This window comes from Mesorhizobium sp. CA13 (assembly GCF_020165235.1).
Lineage (GTDB): Bacteria > Pseudomonadota > Alphaproteobacteria > Rhizobiales > Rhizobiaceae > Mesorhizobium.
In genome coordinates this window covers 274,725-294,937 of sequence record NZ_JAIUHS010000002.1, presented here as the reverse complement: position 1 = coordinate 294,937, position 20,213 = coordinate 274,725, and the positions used below count along the sequence as shown (strand labels likewise).

Here is a 20,213-nt window from a genome sequence, read left to right as displayed (position 1 = left end):
CGACGATGAGCGACCTCGCCAAGCTCACATTCGCCTATCTCGCGCTGCTCGCCTTGCTGGCGCTTACCGTCGGCTCTTCGTTTGTCGACCTCGGCGGATTCAATTCCGCGATCAACCTCGCCGCGGCGGCTGCCAAGACAGTGGTGATCGCGCTGCTGTTCATGCATCTTGCGGGCGAGGGCATCCTCCCCAGGCTTGCGGTCGCGGCGGTGGGCCTGTGGCTGGCCATTCTCTTCGGCCTGACCCTGATCGGGCAATAGCCTGGGCCTTGTAGTAGAGCGGTTCTGTTTGAGGGCCATCAACGGTCGCGCGGATTGCCCAAGGCTGGATCGCGGCGCCTCGTGTAGCCGTCGACGCGGGGCAAGCCGTCGGCCATTTCGATGAATGGCAGGCGCATATCCCAATAGGCCTGTGCCTGTGGCGGAAACCGCTCCGGCGCGTCCATGAAGCCGATCGAGACATAGAGTTCTTCTCGCAGGCCTTCGTCGGCATAGAAGATCGAGGTACCGCAATCGGCGCAGAAGGAGCGGACGACCCCCTTCGTCTTCGAAAAGGTCTTCGGCTTTCCGGCGGTCAGTTCGACCTGGTGCGGACGATAGCCGATCCAGATGGTCATAGGTCCGCCGATCGCCCGTCGGCAATCGTCGTCATGGTCGAAGCAGATCCAGAAGGGCTCTCCTTCCATCACCGCCGTGACGGCACCGCAGAAACAATGTCCGCGCTCGATGCGAGCCATGTTGCTGCCCGTTGTCAGAGACTATCGGTCGTCAGGACGGCGCTTCCGCTGCGGTCGAGCATGGATTTTCTCCGAAGCTGTTGGGGGATCTGATCCAGGGGTCAACGCAGCGCCGCCAAATTGGTTTCCGGCCATAGGGGCGGCGGCGGATTCAAATCCGCGCTTCCGGCTTAGCCGCTGGAACCTGCCGGTCGAAACCAGGTTATGACTCTGCCAAAGGAGGACCGGGCCATGACTGGACACGAAAATCGCCGCGAAACTGGTGCCACCAAATATCCTGCCAGGAGCGACGGCGATCCCGCCGATTCATTCTCCCAGGACGCCGCAGGCAACAAGCCGCCGGCGTCCGGGCAAGGCCTGACGCGCCCTTCAGGCGAGGTGAATGAGAAAACGCATCAGTCCGATGGGCAGAATCCATCCCGGCGTGCGACCCCAGACCAACCCCGGAAAAAAGGCGCCGGCTCGGCCACTTCCAAAGACGACAAAGTGCCGCCCGGAGATCGGGAGCCTGGTCCGTAGGGTAAAGAATGAACGATTCACATTGACAAACCGGCGGTGCCTGTGGATTAGTGAGAACGTTCTCAGAGAACGTTCTCACCGCTGCGGCGGACTTACCTTTCGGGAGGAGGTATGGGTACCGACGAGATCCGGCTGGCTGTTCGCATCGCGAACATTGCAAAATCCTACGGACCGACAGTCGCACTCGATTCCGTCTCCATTGATCTGCGGCCAGGCGAAGTCCATGCGCTGTTGGGCGAGAACGGCGCCGGCAAATCGACGCTCGTGAAAATCCTCAGCGGCGTCGTGACGCCTGACGGCGGATCCATGTCGATCTTCGGCAAGCCTTATGCGCCGCATGGCATCGTTGATGCGCGGGCGCAGGGCGTGGCGACGGCCTTTCAGGAACTCAGCCTGCTGCCGAATCTCAGCATCGCCGAGAATCTCGTGCTGCCGAAAATGCCCAAGGGCAAGCTAGGTCTCGTCTCGCGCCGCACCGCCACGGCATCAGCTGGCAAGATTCTTAACGACTACGGTCTCTCCCACTTTCATCCCGACACGCCGGTCGGCGTGCTTTCGCTTTCGGATCGTCAGCGGCTTGAGATCGTGCGCGCCTTCACCCATGCCTCGAAGCTGCTGATCCTCGATGAGCCGACGGCCGCGCTGGCGGACGTCGAATGGCTGTTTGAGCTCGTGCGCCGGCAGAAGAACCTGCAGACCGCCATCCTCTACATTTCCCACCGCCTCGGCGAGGTGCGCACCCTATGTTCGCGCGCCACCATCCTGCGCAATGGCCGCAGCATCGGCACGGTCGAGTTGTCCGGCGCTTCGGATGAGAATATTTTCGAGATGATGGTCGGCCGCAGCGCGCGTGAGACGACCGCCTCGCAGCCCTCGATCCCCGACACCGCGCCCGTCGCGCTCAGTGTTCGGGGCCTCTCCGGCGGCATCTTGCGCGACGTGTCGTTTGATGTCAGGCGAGGTGAGATCGTCGGCATCGCCGCGCTCGAGGGGCAGGGGCAGCGCGACCTGTTCAGGACGATGGTCGGCCTCTCCAAGGCGAAAAGCGGCGGCATCGAGATTGACGGCGTGCCCGCCCAGATCGCCGGTCCGGGCGCAGCGCTCCATTTCGGCAACGGCCTTGCCTACCTGCCGGAGGACCGCAAGTCGGAAGGGATTTTCGCTGGCCTCAGCACCGCCAGCAACATGGTGTTGCCTATCATTTCGCGTATCGCGCAGGGCGGCGTCGTCTGGCCGGCCAGCGAGCGTCGCATCGCGAAAAAAACCGCTGAGGCGGTCGAACTGCAGGAGCGCTATCTGGAGTTCAAGATCGACGAGCTTTCCGGTGGCAACCAGCAGAAGGCGCTCCTGGCGCGCGTCATGATGACGGGCGCGCGCACTCTACTGCTTTTCGATCCGACGCGTGGAGTTGACGTCGGAACCAAGCAGTCGATCTATGAGGCGATCCGGAAGTTCGCCGCCGAGGGCGGCTCGGTGCTCTTTTACTCGTCCGAACTGCCGGAACTCGTCCATCTCGCGCATCGCTGCATGGTGCTCTATGGCGGCCGCGTCTTCGCCGAATATCAAGGCGATGCCATCGATGAGCCGACTATCGTCGGCGCGCTGATCGGCCACGCTGCGGGCGCGGTGAATGGAGTGGCTGCATGACCGCGGTCCAGGCAAATCCCGCGCCCCGCCGCTCCGCATTATGGAGGGCTGTCATCAGCGGCACCGGCATCGTGGCGATGATCTATGTCCTGCTTTATGCGCTCTACGCGTTCTGGCAACCGGATGCGCTTTCGGTCTACACCTTCACCGACCTCGTCAACAACTCGACGCCATTGGCGCTCGCGGCAGCGGGCGAGACGCTGGTCGTCATCAGCCGCGGCTTCGACCTGTCCGTCGCGGGCGTCGTCTCGCTGACGAATGTGCTTATGGCGGTCTATCCGTTGGACGGTCCGGGCGGTGCACTGGCCAGCCTCCTGATGTGCTGCGCGATCGGCGCTGCCGTCGGTGCAATCAACGGCATTCTCGTGGCCAGGCTTGGGCTTCAGACCATCGCGGCGACGCTCGGCACTATGATCGTCTGCCAGGGGCTTGCGCTGGTTATCCTGGACGCGCCTGGCGGTATGGTTGCCGACTTCGTCACCTACACGCTGACCGACACCCTGTTCGGCATCATCCCGATCGCCGGGCTGTTTCTGGTTGCCGCCATCGCGCTTTGGCTTGCCTTCCGGCGGACCAATACCGGGATCGGCCTCTATGCGATCGGCGCCGACGAGCAGTCGGCTCGCTTCTCCGGCGTGCCCGTGGCAGGGGTACGCATCACGGCCTTTGTCGGCGCCGGCATCCTCTACGGCGTCGCCGGCTTCATGCTGAGCGCCCAGACGGCGACAGGAAATCCGACAGCCGGCACGCCATTCCTGATGCTCACCTTTGCCGCGGTGGCGCTCGGCGGCACGCCGTTGAGCGGCGGCCGGGGCAGCCTCATTGGCTCGATCGTGGGCGCCGGTACGCTGATGCTTTTGCAGAAGGTGCTTTTCTCGGGTGGGGTCTCGTCCTTCTACACCGGCATATTCCAAGGTTTCGTGCTGGTGCTTGCGATCGTGTTCGGCAGCGCCGTGGCGCGCCTGCTCAAGAAGGAAGAGATCCGGTGAACGCGCATAAGGACGTCGCGACGCGTTTCGAGGCCGATTCCGACCGGCGCGGCAGGCAAAGGCTCGACCGGGAGGTGGTCAATACGCTCGTGGTGTTTGGGCTGAGCATCGTGCTTGTGGTGTGCTCGCGCTTCATCAGTCCGGCGCTGGGTTCCTGGGATCAGGTGCTGACGGTTCTTATCCTCGCGTCCTTCCTGATCGTCTTGTCGTTCGGGCAAGGGCTCGTCATCCTGATCGGCGGGCTTGACCTATCGGTCCCCGCCCTCATCACGCTCGGCGGCGTGTTGACGACGACCTGGATTGGTAACGGCAACGCCGGCATCTGGTACATGCTGCCGGCCATCCTGGTCATTTGCGCGCTGGTCGGCACGATCAGCGGACTGGGAATTGTCTGGCTGAAAGTTCCTCCCTTCATCATGACCATGGCGACCTCGATCGTCGTGGCGTCGGTGGCGCTCGGCTATACCAGCGGGACGCCGCGCGGGGGTTCCCCGTCCGTCTTGCTGTGGCTGATGAAGGAATGGTTCCTCGGCGTGCCGCTGGTCATCTACTTCACCGTCGCTTTCATCCTGTTGGGCTGGTTCTTGCAGAACTTCACTGCGCTCGGCCGCCGGCTCTACGCCCTTGGCACCAACAGGAACGCCGCCCTCATCGCCGGCATCGCTGTCAATCGGCTCGAGCTCGTCCCCTATGCGATCAGTGCCACCTGCGCAGGGTTCGTCGGCATGATGCTGGTGGGCTATTCGAACGGGGCGACGCTGAGGATGGGCGACAGCTACATGCTGCCTTCCATCGCTGCCGTCGTCGTCGGCGGCTCCTCGATCCTCGGCGGCAGCGGAACTTTCATCGGGACGGTCGGCGGCGCAATTCTTCTGACGACGCTTGGCACCGTTATCTCCGCCATCGGCCTCGACGAAGGATGGCGCACCGTCATAGAGGGCGCAATCATTGTCGCCGCCCTGCTGGTGCTGCGCGGTGAATTCCTGGCCGATCTCGGAAATCGAATGCTGACGCGGAGGAGGTGACCATGCCTGTGCGTGAAATGTGTTTTGTCCAATTGTGAGAACGTTCTCACAAGCCTTGGTCCGGCACCTGCAAGGGCCAAATTCCAACGGGAGGTTGATCGAAATGAGGCTGTTAAAAAGACTGGGACTGGCCGCGTCGCTGACGCTTGCCACCGCCATGGGCGTTGGGACGGTTGTCGACCATGCCCAAGCGCAGGACAAGAAGTTCAAGATATATCTGTCGCTGAGCTACAGCGGCAATTCGTGGCAGTCGGAGGCTGCGAACATCGTCAAGGCGTTGGCGCAGACGCCGCCCTACGACAAGACGGTGGAGCTGAAGGAAGTCATCTCGGGAACCGACCCCCAGGCTCAGATCTCGGCCTATGAAAGCATGATACAGGCTGGCGCCGACGGCATCATCAGCTTCCCGATCTCCTCGACGGCGCTGAACCGCACGGTCCATCGCGGCTGCCAGAAGGGCGTGCTCTTCTTCATGTACGACGCCACGGTGACCGAGCCTTGCGCATACAATGTCAGCTATATCACCGCAGGCTTCGGCGAGAACACCGCTCAGGCCTTGGTCAATATCCTGGGAGGCAAGGGCAAGATCTTCCTGAGCCGTGGCGTCCCGGGCAACTCGGTGGATAAGCGCCACACCGACGGCGCGATGCACATTTTCAACCAGTATCCCGGCATCAAGGTCGTCGCGGAATACTACTCCTACTGGGATGACCGCACCACACAGCAGGAGACAGCCAAGGCTCTCGCCGCGCATCCCGACGTCGACGGCATCTGGGCTCAGGCGGGCGAATACGGCGCCGTACAAGCGCTGCTCGACAAGGGCAACAAACTGGTTCCGATGACCGGCGAGAACTCGGATGGTTTTCGTCTCGGACTGGCAGACCCGAAGATGCAAGGCATGGGTCTCAAGGGGGTATCCGCCGGTTCGCCGCCTGCTACGTCAGGCTATGCCTTCAAGCTGATGATGGAGATCCTGACCAAGAAGCGCGACCTGAAGCCGATGAACATCGAGTATCCGCTGCCATGGGTGCCAGCGGATCAAGTCAAACCTTGCAAGGGCGATACGTTCGCCGACGGGTGCAATGTTTTCCCGTCCGACAAGGTCCCGAGTTCCTTCGTCACCGAGGTCTTCAATCCCGATTTGCTGCCGGAGCTGTCGCTGCAGTCGGCGCTCGAGGGCAAGCCAACGCCAGGAGCGACCATTCAGGCGTTGCCCGCGGACGTGAAGCAGGCGCCCGATGCGCCCGGCATCAACTGCTCGTCGTGCAAGGCTCCGGCCGACGAATACAAGCTCACCAAGATCGAGCCGACGGTAAAACCCTGACGATCAGCAATGCAACAGGTGGACGGCATCCTGCCGCCCACCTGACTCAACATAAGGATGAGAATATGCCGACTTTTCTGAAGCGGGGCAGGGATCCCGAAGCTGTCGCCCAGAGCGATGCGGCCGTCCGGACGACCGTCGAAACGATCCTTGCCGACATAGAAAAGCGAGGCGATACCGCTGTCCGGGAGTTGTCGGAGCGTTTCGACAAATGGTCGCCGCCCACCTTCCGGCTCAGCGACAGCGAGATCGAGCAGGCGATGTCCAAGGTGTCGGCAAGCGACATCGAGGATATTCGCTTCGCCCAGGCCCAGGTTCGCAATTTCGCCGAGAAGCAGCGCGCCTGCTTGCAGGACCTCGAAGTGGAAACGCTTCCCGGCGTTGTCCTCGGCCACAAGAACATTCCCGTGGAAACAGTCGGCTGCTACGTGCCTGGCGGGAAATACCCGATGGTCGCCTCCGCGCATATGAGCGTGGTGACGGCCAAGGTCGCCGGGGTGAAGAAGATCATCGCCTGCGCGCCGCCGTTCCAGGGCGGTCCGCATCCGGCCATCGTGGCCGCAATGCACATGGCCGGCGCGGACGAGATCTACGTTCTGGGCGGTGTGCAGGCCGTCGGCGCCATGGCGCTCGGAACCGAAACCATCGGCCGCGTCGACATGCTCGTCGGTCCTGGCAATGCCTTCGTCGCTGAAGCCAAGCGGCAATTGTACGGCCGCATCGGCATCGACCTGTTCGCCGGCCCGACCGAGACGCTGGTCATAGCCGACGACAGTGTCGACGGTGAGATCTGCGCGACCGATCTGCTCGGCCAGGCCGAGCACGGGCCAACCAGTCCCGCCGTGCTTTTGACAAACTCGGAGAAGCTCGCGCGCGACACCCTGGCCGAGATCGAGCGGCAGCTGAAGATCCTGCCGACCGCCGAGATCGCCACCAAGGCATGGGCGGACTATGGCGAAGTGATTGTCTGCGCTTCCTATGAGGAGATGGTCGCGGAGGCCGACCGGGTCGCATCCGAGCACGTCCAGGTCATGACGCGCGATCCGGACTACTTCCTCGACAACATGCGCAATTACGGCGCTCTGTTTTTGGGACCGCGCACGAATGTTGCCTATGGCGACAAGGTCATCGGCACCAACCATACGCTGCCCACCAAGAAGGCGGCCCGCTACACAGGCGGTTTGTGGGTTGGCAAGTTCATCAAGACCTGCACCTATCAGCGCGTCCTGACCGACGAAGCGAGCGCCATGATAGGCGAGTACTGTTCGCGCCTGTGTGTCCTCGAGGGGTTCTATGGGCATGCCGAGCAGGCGAACATCCGGGTCCGCCGCTATGGAGGTCGCAACCAGGCCTAAGCCAGCGCGCCAACGGAGTTTTCATGTCGATCATCGCCCGCAACAAGAACAGCAAGCCCCGCCTGACCGTGAAGGATCTGGCGCGCGATCTCGGCATGTCTGTTTCGACCGTATCCAGGGCCTTTCACGCCGATGCCGTGATCGCCAAGGATACGCGGGACCTGGTGCTGAACCGTGCGAGGGAGATCGGCTATTCGCCGAATCCTTTCGCGCGCAGCCTCATCACCAAGAAGACGCGTATCGTGGGTATCGTCGTCGCGGACATCAAGAACCCGTTCTATCCGGAAGTGCTGACGCGGCTGACCACCGCCCTTCGCGCCATCGACATGAACGTGATGCTCGTCGCCGCCGACCAGTCGGGAGACGTCGACCAGGCGCTACGCCTGCTGCTCAACTACCAGCCAGATCTTGCCATCATCCTGGCGGCCACCTTGTCTTCGGCGGCCGCGCAGGAATGCCGTAGAGCCGGCACTCCGGTGATCTTTTTCAACCGGCTCTCGGCCGACGACCACGCGTTCGGCATTTCCTGCGACAACATACGCGGCGGCCGCAGCATCGCCGACTATCTCGTCGATACCGGCCACCGGCGCCTGGCCTACATCGCCGCCTTGCCCGATGCCTCCACCAATGTCGCGCGCCACAGGGGCTTCAGCGAACGCGCCGTCGAGCGCGGCCTCGCCGCGCCGGCGGTTATCGAGGCAGGCCAGTTCAGCTATCATGCCGGCTACGAAGCGGCGCGCAAGCTGCGTGACCTGAAAGAGGTTCCCGACGGTGTTTTCTGCGCCAACGATATTCTCGCCATCGGCTTTCTCGACGGCGTGCGGCGAGAGCTGGCCCTCGGCGTGCCGGACGACATTTCGATCGTCGGCTTCGACGATATCGAGATGGCCCACTGGCCCTCACACGGGCTGACGACCGTCCGGCAGCCCATCGACCAGATGCTCGAGGCCACGGTCAGCCTGGCGAAGGAACTGAGCACGAATTCCGGCCGGGAGCCGATCGTCCAACTAATCCCGCCCGGCGCGGTGATCGAGCGCGCGACGACGCGAAAAAGGCACCATGGCTGATATCTCCGGAAAGCGCTTCTTCGAGCGGGCGGTAAGCGTCCACCGTTATGACTGCGAGGTCGTCGCGGCGCCCCATGTCTCCGTCACCGGAAGCGAGGAACCCGTCGCGGCCGTCAACGGTGCCGCGTTGGCCGACGAAGCCATCGTCCGCTACGTCGTGGCAACCCGCCCCGTCTACGAAGGCCTGCGCCGGCTGATCGGCCAACTCGCCGGCCTGCTGGTCCTGGCTCAGGCCGGCGGACGCCGCGACGTGCTCGACCTGCCTGACATTCCGGTGGCCCGCGAACGGTGGACGGAGATGGAGCAGCGGCTGGGCGCCTTGCAGGCGCCGCATGGGCTCGAAAGCCATTGCGCGCGTCTGCGGGCCGCTCATGCAACGCTGGGCGAGGTCCTGGACGATTTCGGTTCGGCCCGACTGCGGCGCGACTGGCAGCAGGAGCTCGACCGGGCCGGGCAGAGGATCAAAGGCGCCTACGCCGGGCTGCAGGCGGCGTCGGAACCGCGGGCCGGTATGACGCCGGTCGATTTCAATCACGCCTGCTGCAGCTGTGCGCAGCGTTGGCGACAACAGGGAGGAAGCAATGGGCCAATATTCGATCTGGGTGCTTGAGTATAGCTATGTCAGCAACTACCACAAGAGTGGCGTGCTCTACGGCGCCCACAACCAGGGTTACGTCAAGCTTCCCTACTGCTACGCGCTGATCAAGGGCAACGGTCGCGTCGCGATGGTCGATGTCGGTTACAACAACAAGGACTACGGCAAGCATCTCGCGGACAAATTTGGCGTCGAGAACTGGCACTCGCCAGAGGCCGTTCTTGGCGAAATCGGCCTCTCGCCCAAGAACGTCGACACGGTTTTCGTCACGCACGCGCATTTCGACCATTTCGGCAATGTCGAGGACTTCCCGAATGCGACCTTCTACGTCCAGGAGAGGGAGATCGCGAAGTGGGTCTGGGCGATGTCGCTGCCGGATCGCATGCGCTGGATGAACGTAGCCGTCGACCCCGGCGACATCGTGCGCGGCGTCGACCTGGCCCGTCAGAAGCGGTTGGTGACGATCGACGGAGCGAAACAGGACGTCCTGCCCGACATCGATCTCCATGCCGCCTTTGACAGCCATACCTACGGATCGATGTGGGTCACCATACGCAACGGCAAGGACGACACTTGGGTGCTGGCTGGCGATCTGGTCTACGTCTTCGACAACATCGAGGGCTCGGGAGCTGCCGTCGACATCGAGACGCTCTACGTTCCGGTGGGGCTTGCGGTCGGCAGCCAGACCAATCTCGTTCTCGCCACCGAGGAGATGATGAAGCAGGTGGGCCATGAAGCGCGGCGGGTCATTCCCATCCACGAAGAGCGGCTGAAGGACCGGTTCCCGTCCCGCATCACTCAGGATGGCCTGCGGATCACCGAAATTTGCCTCGCGGACGGCGAGACGTCGCGGGTGCAATGATGGATGCAATCCGCAAGGTCGCCATTGTCGGTGCCGGACTGGTCGGCCGTGGCTGGGCGATCGTCTTCGCCAGGGCTGGCCATGATGTGATCATCTATGACGGCAGCGCCGACATCCGCGCCGCGGTGCTCGACAAGATCCGGGCTAGTCTTGCCGATATGCAAGAGGCCGGGCTGGTCGATGCTGTCGATGCAGTCATGCGGCGGCTGAACGTTGTCGATACGCTGGAGGGTGCGGTAGCGGACGCCGACTACATCCAGGAGTCGGTGCTGGAAGTGCGCAACATCAAGGAGGCGGTCTGTCTGGAGATTGACCGGGCGATGCGGCCCGACGCGGTCGTAGGCAGCTCCAGCTCCGGCATTCCGGCCTCGGCCTTCACCGGGGCCTGTGCCAACCGCCGGCGTTTTCTTGTCGCTCATCCCGTCAATCCACCGCATTTGATCCCGTTGGTGGAACTGGTCCCGGCGTCCTGGACCGATGCGGAGGCCGTTGCGTGGCTGCGGGTGCAGATGCAGGCCATGGGGCAGGCTGCCGTCATTGTGCGCAAGGAAGTCGAAGGGTTCGTCCTCAACCGGCTTCAGGGGGCATTGCTGAACGAAGCCTGGGCCCTGCTCGAGGAGGGCGTGGCAAGTGCCGCCGATATTGATCTTACGGTGTCGCATGGGCTCGGCTACCGGTGGTCCTTCATGGGGCCTTTCGAGACGATCGACCTGAATGCGCCCGGCGGGATCGCGGACTATGCGAGACGTCTGGGACCGCTCTACCATTCGATCGCCCTCGCCAGGCGCGATCCGGCCCCCTGGTCGGAAGGGCTGATTGCCAAGGCCGAGGAAGCGCGCCGCGAAAAGTTGTCCGCATCCCAACTCGCCGAACGCAGCGCCTGGCGCGACCACAATCTCATGGCGCTGGCCGCCCATAAGCGAAGCACCGGAGTTTGACACTCAGGAGACGGCCATGACAGGCACACTCACGGGCAAGGTCGCCCTGGTCACCGGAGCAACCGGCGGTATCGGCGCGCGGATCGTATCGCGGCTTGCTGCGGAAGGGGCTTCGGTTGTCATCGGCTACAACCGTTCGCGGCAGGTGGCCGACGATCTGGTTTCGTCACTGGCGCCCGGCGGTCACTTTGTCGCCGAGGCGACCGTGACGGACAGCGATTGCCTCGCGCGCCTTGCCGGTCGGATCGAGAAAAGCGTTGGCCAGCTGGATGTCCTGGTCAATTGCGCCGGGACAACCCGCTTCGTGCCACACCCGGACCTCGACAGCCTGGACGACGAACTGATCGACCGCATCTTCAGCGTCAACGTGCGCGGTGTGATCGCTGCGACGCGGGCCATGCGGCCGCTGCTCGACCGCACCGGCAGCGGGGTTGTCGTCAACATCTCGTCGATCGCAGGGGTCACCGCCATGGGAAGCAACGTCGCCTATTGTGCGTCGAAAGCCGCTGTCGACAATTTGACCAAGTCGCTGGCGCGTGCCCTGGCCCCGAGAATCAGGGTCGTGTCGGTCTCGCCCGGCGTCGTCGACACCGACTTCATCAAGGGCCGTGACGAATCCTGGCGGGACGAACAGGCAAACCGCACGCCGCTGGGGCGACTGGGCACGCCCGACGATGTCGCCGAGGCCGTATTGGCGGCCGCAACCCACCTTCGTTTCGTGACCGGTGTTATCATTCCGGTCGACGGCGGTCGGCCCCTGGCCTAGAGCCCGGCCAACCGCTTGACAAGACCAGTGCGGTGCTTCTGGAGCGGGTATGTCGTCAAAGGGTATGGACAAGACCAAACGTGTTCGCATCCGCTGTTCCACCGCCACGGAAAGCGGAATTGGCGCTAATCCCAAGACATTCTTTCGCGTATCTGATGCGAGAAGCTGCACACAGGCGACCTTAAGGTCGTTTGCACCTCTTCGCTCGCATTTCGCAAACGGTCCAATGCCGCGCAGGCGGCTTGCATGCAAAAGGTACTCACAGAGGAATTTCTTCGAGAGCCCTTTCAGGGGCATCACGCTCGACAAGCAGGTCACAAACCCGAACATCGTCGTCGGTCAGCTACTATCACGGACACAGTTTCTACGACTGCACCGGCTTTCTTCTTCCTGAGGAGGAAGCAGACCGTCCCCTTATCGGATCAGCTCGATCAAGCCGGTGCGGCCCTCATCGTGGCGAGTAGGAAATGAATCCTTCACGGATGCGCAGGGCGAATTTCATTTGGCGAAATTGTTGGAAACATCGATTGATCGGCCGATCGCTGCTGCTAGCGTTACCCGGCGTTCTAGGAGCGCTGTGCTTGTCCCGGAAAGACGCAAATCCGACGGTGCTGCAACGCGCTTGAAAAGCGTCCCATAAATCTCCGGTGATGAGCGCTGAATGCACAATGACATAATACTTTCGGCTCGCGGACTTGGAAAAGACTTTGCTGGTTTCCGCGCTGTCGATCAGGTGGATCTCGATATCCGCCGCGGTTCTGTTCACGCATTGATCGGGCCGAATGGCGCGGGCAAGACAACCCTTTTCAATCTTCTTACAAAATTCCTGCAACCTTCCCGTGGCACGATTTCCTACCGCGGGCGCGATATCACCCGGATGCGCCCCGCAGATGTCGCGCGTTTGGGCCTGGTTCGTTCATTTCAAATCTCGGCCGTTTTCGGCCATATGACGGTCCTCGAGAATGTCCGAGTCGCGCTGCAACGCAAACGTGGCGATAACTTCGATTTCTGGCGGCCGCAGAAGGCGCTCCATGCGCTTGACGCAAGAGCCGTGGAACTGCTGGAGGCGGTCAATCTGGCCGACGTCGCAGACAGGGCAGCGGCCGAACTGCCCTATGGGCGAAAGCGCGCGCTGGAGATTGCGACCACGCTGGCGCTCGATCCCGAATTGATGCTGCTGGACGAACCGATGGCCGGGGTCAGCCAAGGGGACATCAAACTAATCGAGGACCTGATCAGGACATCTTCGGCAAATCGGACAATTCTGATGGTCGAGCACAATCTCTCGGTGGTTGCTGCTCTGTCGGACACCATCACGGTTCTGGCGCGCGGCGCAATCCTGTCGCATGGCGACTATGCCACGGTGTCGGCCGATCCGCGTGTGATCGAGGCATATATCGGGGCCGGTCATGTTTGATATGGCAGCAGACCCACCTTCCTTGCCACCTGCTCTTTTGCAGGTAAGGGGCCTTGAGGGGGGCTATGGCGATGGCTCAGTCCTGCATGGTGTGAACTTCGATGTTCATGCAGGTGAAGTCGTTACCCTACTTGGACGCAACGGCGCCGGCAAATCCACGATCATGCGCGCGCTGATGGGTATTCTTGCCCATTCTAAAGGGTCGGTCATGTTTGGCGGGGTGGAGATGATTGGGCTTCCCTCGCGCAAGATTGCCTGTTTGGGCATCGGATATGTGCCCGAGGAACGGGGAATATTCTCAAGCCTTTCTACCGAGGAAAACCTCCTTCTGCCACCGCAAGTGAAACGTGGCGGCCTGACCGTCGAGCAGATCTACGAGTTGTTTCCCAATCTTGAGGAGAGAAAAAAGAGCCGCGGGACGAAGCTGTCTGGGGGCGAACAGCAGATGCTTGCACTTGGGCGCATTCTGCGCACCGGCGCAAAGCTGCTTCTTCTGGATGAGCCGACCGAAGGGCTAGCTCCGGTCATCGTGCAACAGATCGGCAAGACCATCGAGCGGTTGAAGCAGGACGGCTTCACCATCCTTTTAGTCGAGCAGAATTTTAGGTTCGCGCAGACGGTCGCGGACCGGCACTACATCGTGCACGAGGGGTCGATCGTCGAGATGCTCGTCAATGATGAAATAGAGGACAATCTGGCCAAGCTCCATTCCTATCTTGGAGTTTAGCATGGCTGGAGGCCGTATGGGTGGTCCAGGGCCAGCGGAAGACTGACAGCAAACGGGAGGGAAGATAATGAAACTCATGTTACGATCGTTGATCGCCGCATCATTTATCGCGGGAAGCGCTTTAGCCGCTTCGCCAGCGATGGCGGCCGATGGCCCCATTCGGATTGGAGTTCTGGGAGATCAGTCCAGCAACTTCGCTGACTCCGGTGGGCCCGGTTCGGTAACCGCCACGCGCATGGCGGTGGAGGATTTCGGAGGAAGCGTTCTCGGCCGCCCGATCGAGGTGCTCGTGGCCGATCACCAGAACAAGGTCGATGTCGGTGTCGCCATCGCACGCGAATGGTATGAGAAAGAGGGCGTCAACGTCATCGTCGATTTCGCCTCCTCCGCAATCGCTCTCGGCGTCCAGGATATCGCGCGTGAACTCGACAAGATAGCGCTTTATACAACGGCAAGCTCGTCCGATATCATCGGCAAGGCCTGTTCTCCGAACGGCCAGCAGTGGGGCGCCGAAAACTGGTCGAACAGCGCGTCGCTGATGACCGCCCTTGCATCCGGTAAGCCGGGAACCACCTTCTTCTTCATCACGGTGGACTACAATTTCGGGCATCAGCTTGAAGACGTGTCGCGCGCGGCGATCAAGGCGGCGGGTGGCGAAGTCGTCGGCAGCGTGTTGGTGCCACTTAATACCATGGACATGTCGTCTTATCTGCTCTCGGCGCGGGCCTCTGGCGCCGATGTCATCGTACTGGCTCAATCGGGGACAGACCTCGTCACGTCGATGAAACAGGCGACGGAGTTCGGCATCGCCGCCAAGCAGAAAATCGCGGCGCCGATCCTGTTCCTGACCGATATCAAGGCTATCGGGCTGAAAAATCTGGCCGGATTGCAGTTTATCCAGACTTGGTACTGGGACCAGGACGAGTCCAGCCGTGCTTGGGCTCATCGATATTTCGACCGCATGAAGAAGATGCCGAACGAAAGCCACGCGGCGCTTTACGCGGCGGTTACTCATTATCTAGAGGCGGTGAAGGCTGCGGGCACCGACGAAACCCAGGCGGTCCTGAAGCAGATGAAGGAAGCGCCGATTGAGGGCCTGATCTCTAAAAACGGTCACATCCTTGAAAACGGCAGGGCGGCCTTTGATCGCTATCTCGTCCAGGTGAAGACCGAGGATGAGTCGAAATACGATTGGGACTTCCTCAAGGTGGTGTCGCGCATTCCCGCCGACAAGGCTTTTCGTAGCGCCACCGACGCTGGCTGTGTGATCAAGTAGCCCTTTTATTGAAACCGATCCCGGCGACGGCCATCGAGGTGTTCCATGCCTCGATGGCCCTGTGCCCGTAAGGACAAAGCAAATGGATGCCCTCCTCGCTCAATTGACCGTCGGTCTGATCAACGGAGCATTCTATGCTATGCTGAGCCTTGGGCTCGCGATCATCTTCGGTATGCTCAACATCGTTAACTTCGCCCACGGGGCGCAGTACATGCTGGGCGCGTATATTTCCTGGATGCTGCTGAACTATCTTGGGCTCGGTTACTGGTGGTCGCTGCTTCTTGCGCCGCTGCTGGCCGGTGCCTTCGGCATCGCGCTTGAAAGGATGCTTATCCGACACCTCTACGACAAGGCCCATCTCTACGGGCTTTTGCTGACCTTCGGCCTGGCGTTCATCATTCAGGGCCTGGCCCGCGTTTATTTTGGCAGCGCCGGCCTTCGGTACGAAATCCCCGCGGAATTTTCCGGTATCTGGGATTTCGGTTTCATGATTCTGCCCATCTATCGCGGCTGGGTCATCGCGTTTTCTCTGGCGGTCTGCTTTCTGGTGTGGCTTGCGATCGAGAAAACCAAGCTCGGTTCCTATTTGCGAGCGGCGACAGAAAATCCGGTTCTTGTTGGCACGTTCGGTGTGAATGTGCCGCTGCTGATCACACTGACATATGGCGGAGGAGTGGCGCTTGCGGCACTTGCAGGCGTTTTGGCAGCGCCCATTTTCTCGGTTAGCCCGAATATGGGCGTTGAGATCATCTTGGTCGTGTTTGCCGTCGTAGTCATCGGCGGCATGGGCTCGATCGGCGGCGCGGCGATAACCGGCCTGTCGCTTGGTCTCATCGAGGGACTTACCAAGTACCTCTACCCGCAGGCGGCATATGTCGTCATTTTCGTCGTGATGATTGTGGTGCTGGTGGCGCGTCCGGAAGGACTGTTCGGCAAGATGGGGGGCATGAAGATCGATGCGCATCTGGAGCGCCCAGATGGCGAGCGCTGGTGGCGCGAACTTTCAGCCTCGACCAAGAGATTGTTCTGGTATGGTCTTGCCATAATCGCCGTGATTGCTCCATTCTTTGTCTATCCCATATTCGCGATGAAGATTCTTTGCTTCGCGCTATTTGCGTGCGCCTATAACCTGCTGCTCGGTTATGGAGGACTTCTTTCATTTGGTCATGCGGCCTATTTCGGGGCTGCGGCCTATGTTGCCGGTTACCTTCTGAAAGAATGGGGGCTTACGCCCGAACTGGCAGTTCTGGCGGCGACTGCATCCGCGGCGCTGCTTGGGCTTGCGTTCGGAGCCTTGGCAGTCCGGCGTCTCGGCGTCTATTTTGCAATGATCACGCTGGCATTGTCCGAGCTTGTGTATTTCATCTGCAACCAGCTTAAAGCTACAGGTGGCGAAGACGGCTTGCAGGGCCTGCCGCGCAACAAGCTATTCGGTTTGGTCCCGCTTGAGAACGACCTTCTTCTCTACTTTATCGTCCTGGCCGTTGTCACGACGGCCATTTTCGCCACCTACCGGATCGTGCATTCGCCGTTCGGTCAAGTAGTCAAGGCAATACGAGAGAACGAGGATCGCGCGGTGTCGCTCGGCTATCGCGTCAATCATTACAAGATCCTTCTCTTTACCCTGTCGGCCGCGCTTTCGGGCTTGGCGGGCAGTCTCAAATCGGTGGTCTTTCAGGTGGTGTCCCTGGTCGATGTTGTGGGCACCACCTCGGCCGAAGTTGTCATGATGACGCTGGTCGGCGGCATCGGAACAATGTTCGGTCCGATCATCGGTGCGACGGTCGTGACGACCATGGAATACTACCTCGCCCCGTTCGGCGCCTGGGTGACGATCATCCAAGGGATGATCTTCGTGGTCTGTGTCATGAGCTTCCGCGAAGGCATCATCGGTATTATCGGTTCATTGACGACTGCGTTTCGCCGGTCCCGGCCGCTGTGGCGCGATCGTGAATCATGAGGCAAGGCTTATTCCCTTTTTCGCCGGGTTATCGGTCTCGGACGGTCGACACGTTGTTACGACAACTCTAGGGTGCGCCTGATGACGCCGTCGAATATGCAAGACGGTCATACGGCCGGTGCAACGCTATATGCGGTCTTTATCCGAGAACCGACGGCGCCAGGTGTTCATCGGCCAAAGGCCGGCCGGCGGTTGCGGCCATTTCCGCTACTTTCGCGACACGCTCCGCATTGCTGACAGCCAGCTTGCCATGGGCGTCGATTATCGCATTCTCGAATCCCACACGGACATGCCCTCCCAGTTCGATCACGGCTTCCAGGCAAGCCATTTCCCCGCGACCGAAAGCACAAGCCATCCATTTGCCCTGGCCTGCGAGACCTTCCGCGCTCAAAACGCGGTAGAGGTCGTCGACCATATCCACGGTGGCGTCGTCGATGACACCGTACCGACCGGCGACAAGCAAGGTACTGGGCTGCCGATCGTCATCGAAGAGCCGCCCGCGCAGGCCGGAGAGGGTGCGAATGTCTTCGGCCGAATAGAGAATGTACTGGATGGAGATTTCGGAAGCGATGGCGCGCTGGACGATTTCGATCGCCCTTTCTTCACCGTCACGCAAGATCTCCGCTATCGAAACCGATGCATAATGCGGTTTGAGCTCCGAAAGGACCCGCTCTTGATCGCACACCGTGCAAATGGACGCCGCTTCTGTCGTGACCTGTACCGTAAGGCGGGGGACCGCCGTCGAAACCACGCGCACGGCCTCGGCGTATCCGGAGACGTCGAGACTATGCCTGCCGAACGGGTCTCGTATATGAAGGTGCATGGCTGCGGCGCCTGCCGCACGGCATTCGACGGCAGTGCTTGCCAGTTCATTGGCTGAAATCGGGAGCGCGGGGTGGTCGGCCTTGGTCCGGCGCGCACCGTTCGGCGCCACCATTACGAACAACGGCTTTACCAATATCTGACTCCCGACAATCGCTCGTCTTCTGCCTTTCGATCCAGTAGGCGTCGCAAAAGGTGCGACTACTCATCGATGATCCGGGCATTGCGCCTCTTCAGGATCAGCGCCGATGCGCCGCCGCGCAGCGACAGGGCAACGATCATAAGGCCCAGAACGATGAACGTGCCGCTGATCGGCTCCTGCAGGAAGACGAAATAATCTCCATCCGAAATCAGCAGGGCGCGTCGGAAATGCTCCTCCAGGATGGGGGACAATATGACCCCCAGTATGAGAAGCGCCGGCGAATACCCGAAGGAAGAGCATATGTAGCCCAGGATTCCGAATATCATCATCGTGTAGATGTCGAAGACGTTGTTGTTGACGCTGTAGACACCGATACACATCACCAGCAGAACGATTGGGCTCAGGATGTGCGAAGGCACCGAAAGCAGTCTGACCCATATGCCGATGAGCGGAATGTTCAGAACCAGCAGCATCACGTTTCCAACCCACATGCTCGCGACCACCCCCCAGAAAATATCCGCATGCTGCACCATCATCAGCGGTCCGGGCTGGATTCCATGAATCATCATCGCGCCCATCAGCACCGCCATGACCGCGCCGCTGGGGATTCCGATGCCGAGCATGGGGATGAACGAGGCCTGGACCGTCGCATTGTTGCAGGCCTCGGGCGAAGCGATCCCTTCGATCGCGCCGGTGCCGAATTTAGACGGATCGCGGGAAATGCGCTTCTCGATCGAGTAGGCGATGAAGGTTCCCAAAGTGGCGCCCATGCCAGGCAGCAGTCCGATCACGGAACCCAGAACCGAACCCCGCAGGGTCGGCATCGTCGCCTCCCGTACCTCCTGGCGTGTCGGGATGAGTGAGCGGAGCGTTACCCGCTCGGGCTTTGAAGCGCCGTCCTCGTGCAGGTAGGTAGAAATGATCTCCGACACCCCGAACAGCCCCATCATCATTGCTACGAGATCGACACCGTCGATCAAGGATGGGACGCCCAGCGTGAAGCGTGCCTGCCCTGTGGTGACATCCGTCCCGATCATGCCGAGCAGCAGTCCCACAGCTACCATGGAGAAGCCTTTCACCGGCGACCCAAGCCCGAGCATCGAGGCCCCAATCAGGCAGAAGAGAATGAGCGCAAAGTAGTCGGCCGAGGAAAAGCGCAGCGCGATGCTCGCCAGAAACGGCGTGAAGCAAACCAGCAGGACGAGCGCAAGCGTCCCACCCACGAAAGAAGCGCCAGCCGTAATGAACAGGGCGGCTCCCGCTCGACCTTTCTTGGCCATCGGATGCGCATCAAGGCAAGTGATCGCGGTTGACGGCTCACCGGGGAGGTTGAGCAGGATCGCCGTGATCGATCCGCCATACTGGGTTCCATAGAAAATGCCGGACAACATGATCAGCGCAAGCAGCGGATCGACATAATACGTCAACGGCAGACTCAGCGAAATTGCGGCTAGCGCGCCGATGCCGGGCAGAACGCCCACAAGCGTGCCGATCGTTACACCGATCAGGCAGAATAGAAGAGCCTCAGGCGTCAGGGCGTGCCCGAAGCCATGCATGAGATTTACAAGGGAATTCGTCATCGCGTCACCAGGCAATAGCGCGCAGGGGAAGCTCGAACCCCTCGATGAAAATCACCACGGAGGCAGCCGAGGCGATGAGCGCGGTGAGGATCATGGCTCGCATCCTGACCTTGTTGCGCCCTAGCGACCCGAGAATCACGAGCAGCATTGAACTTGGAAACAGCCCGATGTGCTCGACCAGGAGAGCCCAGATCAGGAGCGCCGAGAAAACACAGATGAAGGCCCGCCAGGGAATTTCGGGCGCTGGAGTGTCCGAGTGCCGGACCTCAAGCAAGACCGCGATGCCGGCAGCCGCAGTGGTAATGCCAAGGAGGACCGGGAAATACCCGGCCCCCATATTTTCAAGAGAGCCAACGCCATAGAAACTCCCGAAACAAGCCATGGCGATACCAAAAATAACAATGGAGGCAGCTACGGCGCATTCCGGTTTATTTAGTTTCATTTTCGAAACTCTCTGGAATCATCG

19 protein-coding genes and 2 pseudogenes are annotated in these 20,213 nt (G+C 61.0%); 17 read left to right on the top strand and 4 right to left on the bottom strand.

Going from position 1 to position 20,213, the window contains the following annotated elements:
• The first annotated feature begins 5 nt into the window (after window positions 1-5).
• The gene (locus LB566_RS07000; protein ID WP_140522223.1) at window positions 6-260 is read left to right on the top strand and encodes a cytochrome C oxidase subunit IV family protein; all 255 of its coding nucleotides are present in this window, start codon (window positions 6-8) and stop codon (window positions 258-260) included.
• A gap of 38 nt (window positions 261-298) precedes the next feature.
• Here the strand turns inward: LB566_RS07000 and LB566_RS06995 are convergent, their stop codons facing one another.
• Window positions 299-736 (bottom strand): GFA family protein, encoded by a 438-nt coding sequence (locus LB566_RS06995; protein ID WP_224623851.1) that lies wholly within the window; start codon window positions 734-736, stop codon window positions 299-301.
• 630 nt (window positions 737-1,366) lie between these two features.
• On the opposite strand from LB566_RS06995, the gene LB566_RS06990 reads away from it, so the two are divergent.
• The 16 genes and pseudogenes from LB566_RS06990 to LB566_RS06915 all read left to right on the top strand — a co-directional run bounded on the left by LB566_RS06990 (window position 1,367) and on the right by LB566_RS06915 (window position 17,203).
• Window positions 1,367-2,902 carry a sugar ABC transporter ATP-binding protein gene (locus tag LB566_RS06990; protein WP_224623850.1) on the top strand — a complete coding sequence of 512 codons (1,536 nt, stop codon included), beginning with the start codon at window positions 1,367-1,369 and terminating at the stop codon, window positions 2,900-2,902.
• Window positions 2,899-3,891, top strand: a complete 993-nt coding sequence (locus LB566_RS06985; protein WP_224623849.1) for an ABC transporter permease — start codon at window positions 2,899-2,901, stop codon at window positions 3,889-3,891. Before LB566_RS06990 ends, LB566_RS06985 begins: the two co-directional genes overlap by 4 nt.
• Window positions 3,888-4,916 carry an ABC transporter permease gene (locus LB566_RS06980; protein WP_224623848.1) on the top strand — a complete coding sequence of 343 codons (1,029 nt, stop codon included), beginning with the start codon at window positions 3,888-3,890 and terminating at the stop codon, window positions 4,914-4,916. The genes LB566_RS06985 and LB566_RS06980 overlap by 4 nt, the downstream gene beginning before the upstream one ends.
• Before the next feature lie 103 nt (window positions 4,917-5,019).
• Window positions 5,020-6,240 (top strand): sugar ABC transporter substrate-binding protein, encoded by a 1,221-nt coding sequence (locus tag LB566_RS06975; RefSeq protein WP_140549760.1) that lies wholly within the window; start codon window positions 5,020-5,022, stop codon window positions 6,238-6,240.
• Between the two features lie 65 nt (window positions 6,241-6,305).
• Entirely contained in the window at window positions 6,306-7,595 is a 1,290-nt protein-coding gene (gene hisD, locus LB566_RS06970; protein WP_224623847.1) for a histidinol dehydrogenase, read from the top strand.
• A gap of 23 nt (window positions 7,596-7,618) precedes the next feature.
• Window positions 7,619-8,662, top strand: a complete 1,044-nt coding sequence (locus tag LB566_RS06965; RefSeq protein WP_140549762.1) for a LacI family DNA-binding transcriptional regulator — start codon at window positions 7,619-7,621, stop codon at window positions 8,660-8,662.
• Window positions 8,655-9,272 (top strand): hypothetical protein, encoded by a 618-nt coding sequence (locus LB566_RS06960; RefSeq protein ID WP_224623846.1) that lies wholly within the window; start codon window positions 8,655-8,657, stop codon window positions 9,270-9,272. The genes LB566_RS06965 and LB566_RS06960 overlap by 8 nt, the downstream gene beginning before the upstream one ends.
• Window positions 9,244-10,119 carry an N-acyl homoserine lactonase family protein gene (locus LB566_RS06955; protein WP_224623845.1) on the top strand — a complete coding sequence of 292 codons (876 nt, stop codon included), beginning with the start codon at window positions 9,244-9,246 and terminating at the stop codon, window positions 10,117-10,119. The genes LB566_RS06960 and LB566_RS06955 overlap by 29 nt, the downstream gene beginning before the upstream one ends.
• Window positions 10,116-11,057, top strand: a complete 942-nt coding sequence (locus tag LB566_RS06950) for a 3-hydroxyacyl-CoA dehydrogenase (protein WP_224623844.1) — start codon at window positions 10,116-10,118, stop codon at window positions 11,055-11,057. The genes LB566_RS06955 and LB566_RS06950 overlap by 4 nt, the downstream gene beginning before the upstream one ends.
• Before the next feature lie 16 nt (window positions 11,058-11,073).
• A complete protein-coding gene (locus LB566_RS06945; RefSeq protein WP_140549766.1) occupies window positions 11,074-11,823 on the top strand; it encodes an SDR family NAD(P)-dependent oxidoreductase in 750 nt (249 codons plus the stop codon).
• Between the two features lie 226 nt (window positions 11,824-12,049).
• Window positions 12,050-12,248: pseudogene (locus LB566_RS06940) on the top strand (hypothetical protein); the annotation flags it as partial.
• A 236-nt stretch (window positions 12,249-12,484) separates the two neighbouring features.
• Window positions 12,485-13,240, top strand: coding sequence for an ABC transporter ATP-binding protein (locus LB566_RS06935; RefSeq protein ID WP_140518025.1), 756 nt, complete (start codon window positions 12,485-12,487; stop codon window positions 13,238-13,240).
• Window positions 13,233-13,967 carry an ABC transporter ATP-binding protein gene (locus LB566_RS06930; protein ID WP_224623843.1) on the top strand — a complete coding sequence of 245 codons (735 nt, stop codon included), beginning with the start codon at window positions 13,233-13,235 and terminating at the stop codon, window positions 13,965-13,967. The genes LB566_RS06935 and LB566_RS06930 overlap by 8 nt, the downstream gene beginning before the upstream one ends.
• A 67-nt stretch (window positions 13,968-14,034) precedes the next feature.
• Window positions 14,035-15,243, top strand: a complete 1,209-nt coding sequence (locus tag LB566_RS06925; RefSeq protein WP_224623842.1) for an ABC transporter substrate-binding protein — start codon at window positions 14,035-14,037, stop codon at window positions 15,241-15,243.
• A gap of 82 nt (window positions 15,244-15,325) precedes the next feature.
• A pseudogene (locus LB566_RS06920) lies at window positions 15,326-16,180 on the top strand (branched-chain amino acid ABC transporter permease); the annotation flags it as partial.
• Window positions 16,181-17,203, top strand: a complete 1,023-nt coding sequence (locus tag LB566_RS06915) for a branched-chain amino acid ABC transporter permease (RefSeq protein WP_318012830.1) — start codon at window positions 16,181-16,183, stop codon at window positions 17,201-17,203.
• Between the two features lie 139 nt (window positions 17,204-17,342).
• Here the strand turns inward: LB566_RS06915 and LB566_RS06910 are convergent, their stop codons facing one another.
• From LB566_RS06910 to LB566_RS06900, 3 genes are all read right to left on the bottom strand, one after another.
• Window positions 17,343-18,161, bottom strand: coding sequence for a 3-keto-5-aminohexanoate cleavage protein (locus LB566_RS06910; RefSeq protein ID WP_224623841.1), 819 nt, complete (start codon window positions 18,159-18,161; stop codon window positions 17,343-17,345).
• 65 nt (window positions 18,162-18,226) lie between these two features.
• On the bottom strand, window positions 18,227-19,747 hold the full coding sequence (locus LB566_RS06905; protein ID WP_224623840.1) for a tripartite tricarboxylate transporter permease: 1,521 nt from the start codon (window positions 19,745-19,747) through the stop codon (window positions 18,227-18,229).
• Between the two features lie 4 nt (window positions 19,748-19,751).
• Window positions 19,752-20,189, bottom strand: a complete 438-nt coding sequence (locus LB566_RS06900; protein WP_140666745.1) for a tripartite tricarboxylate transporter TctB family protein — start codon at window positions 20,187-20,189, stop codon at window positions 19,752-19,754.
• Window positions 20,190-20,213: the final 24 nt, after the last annotated feature.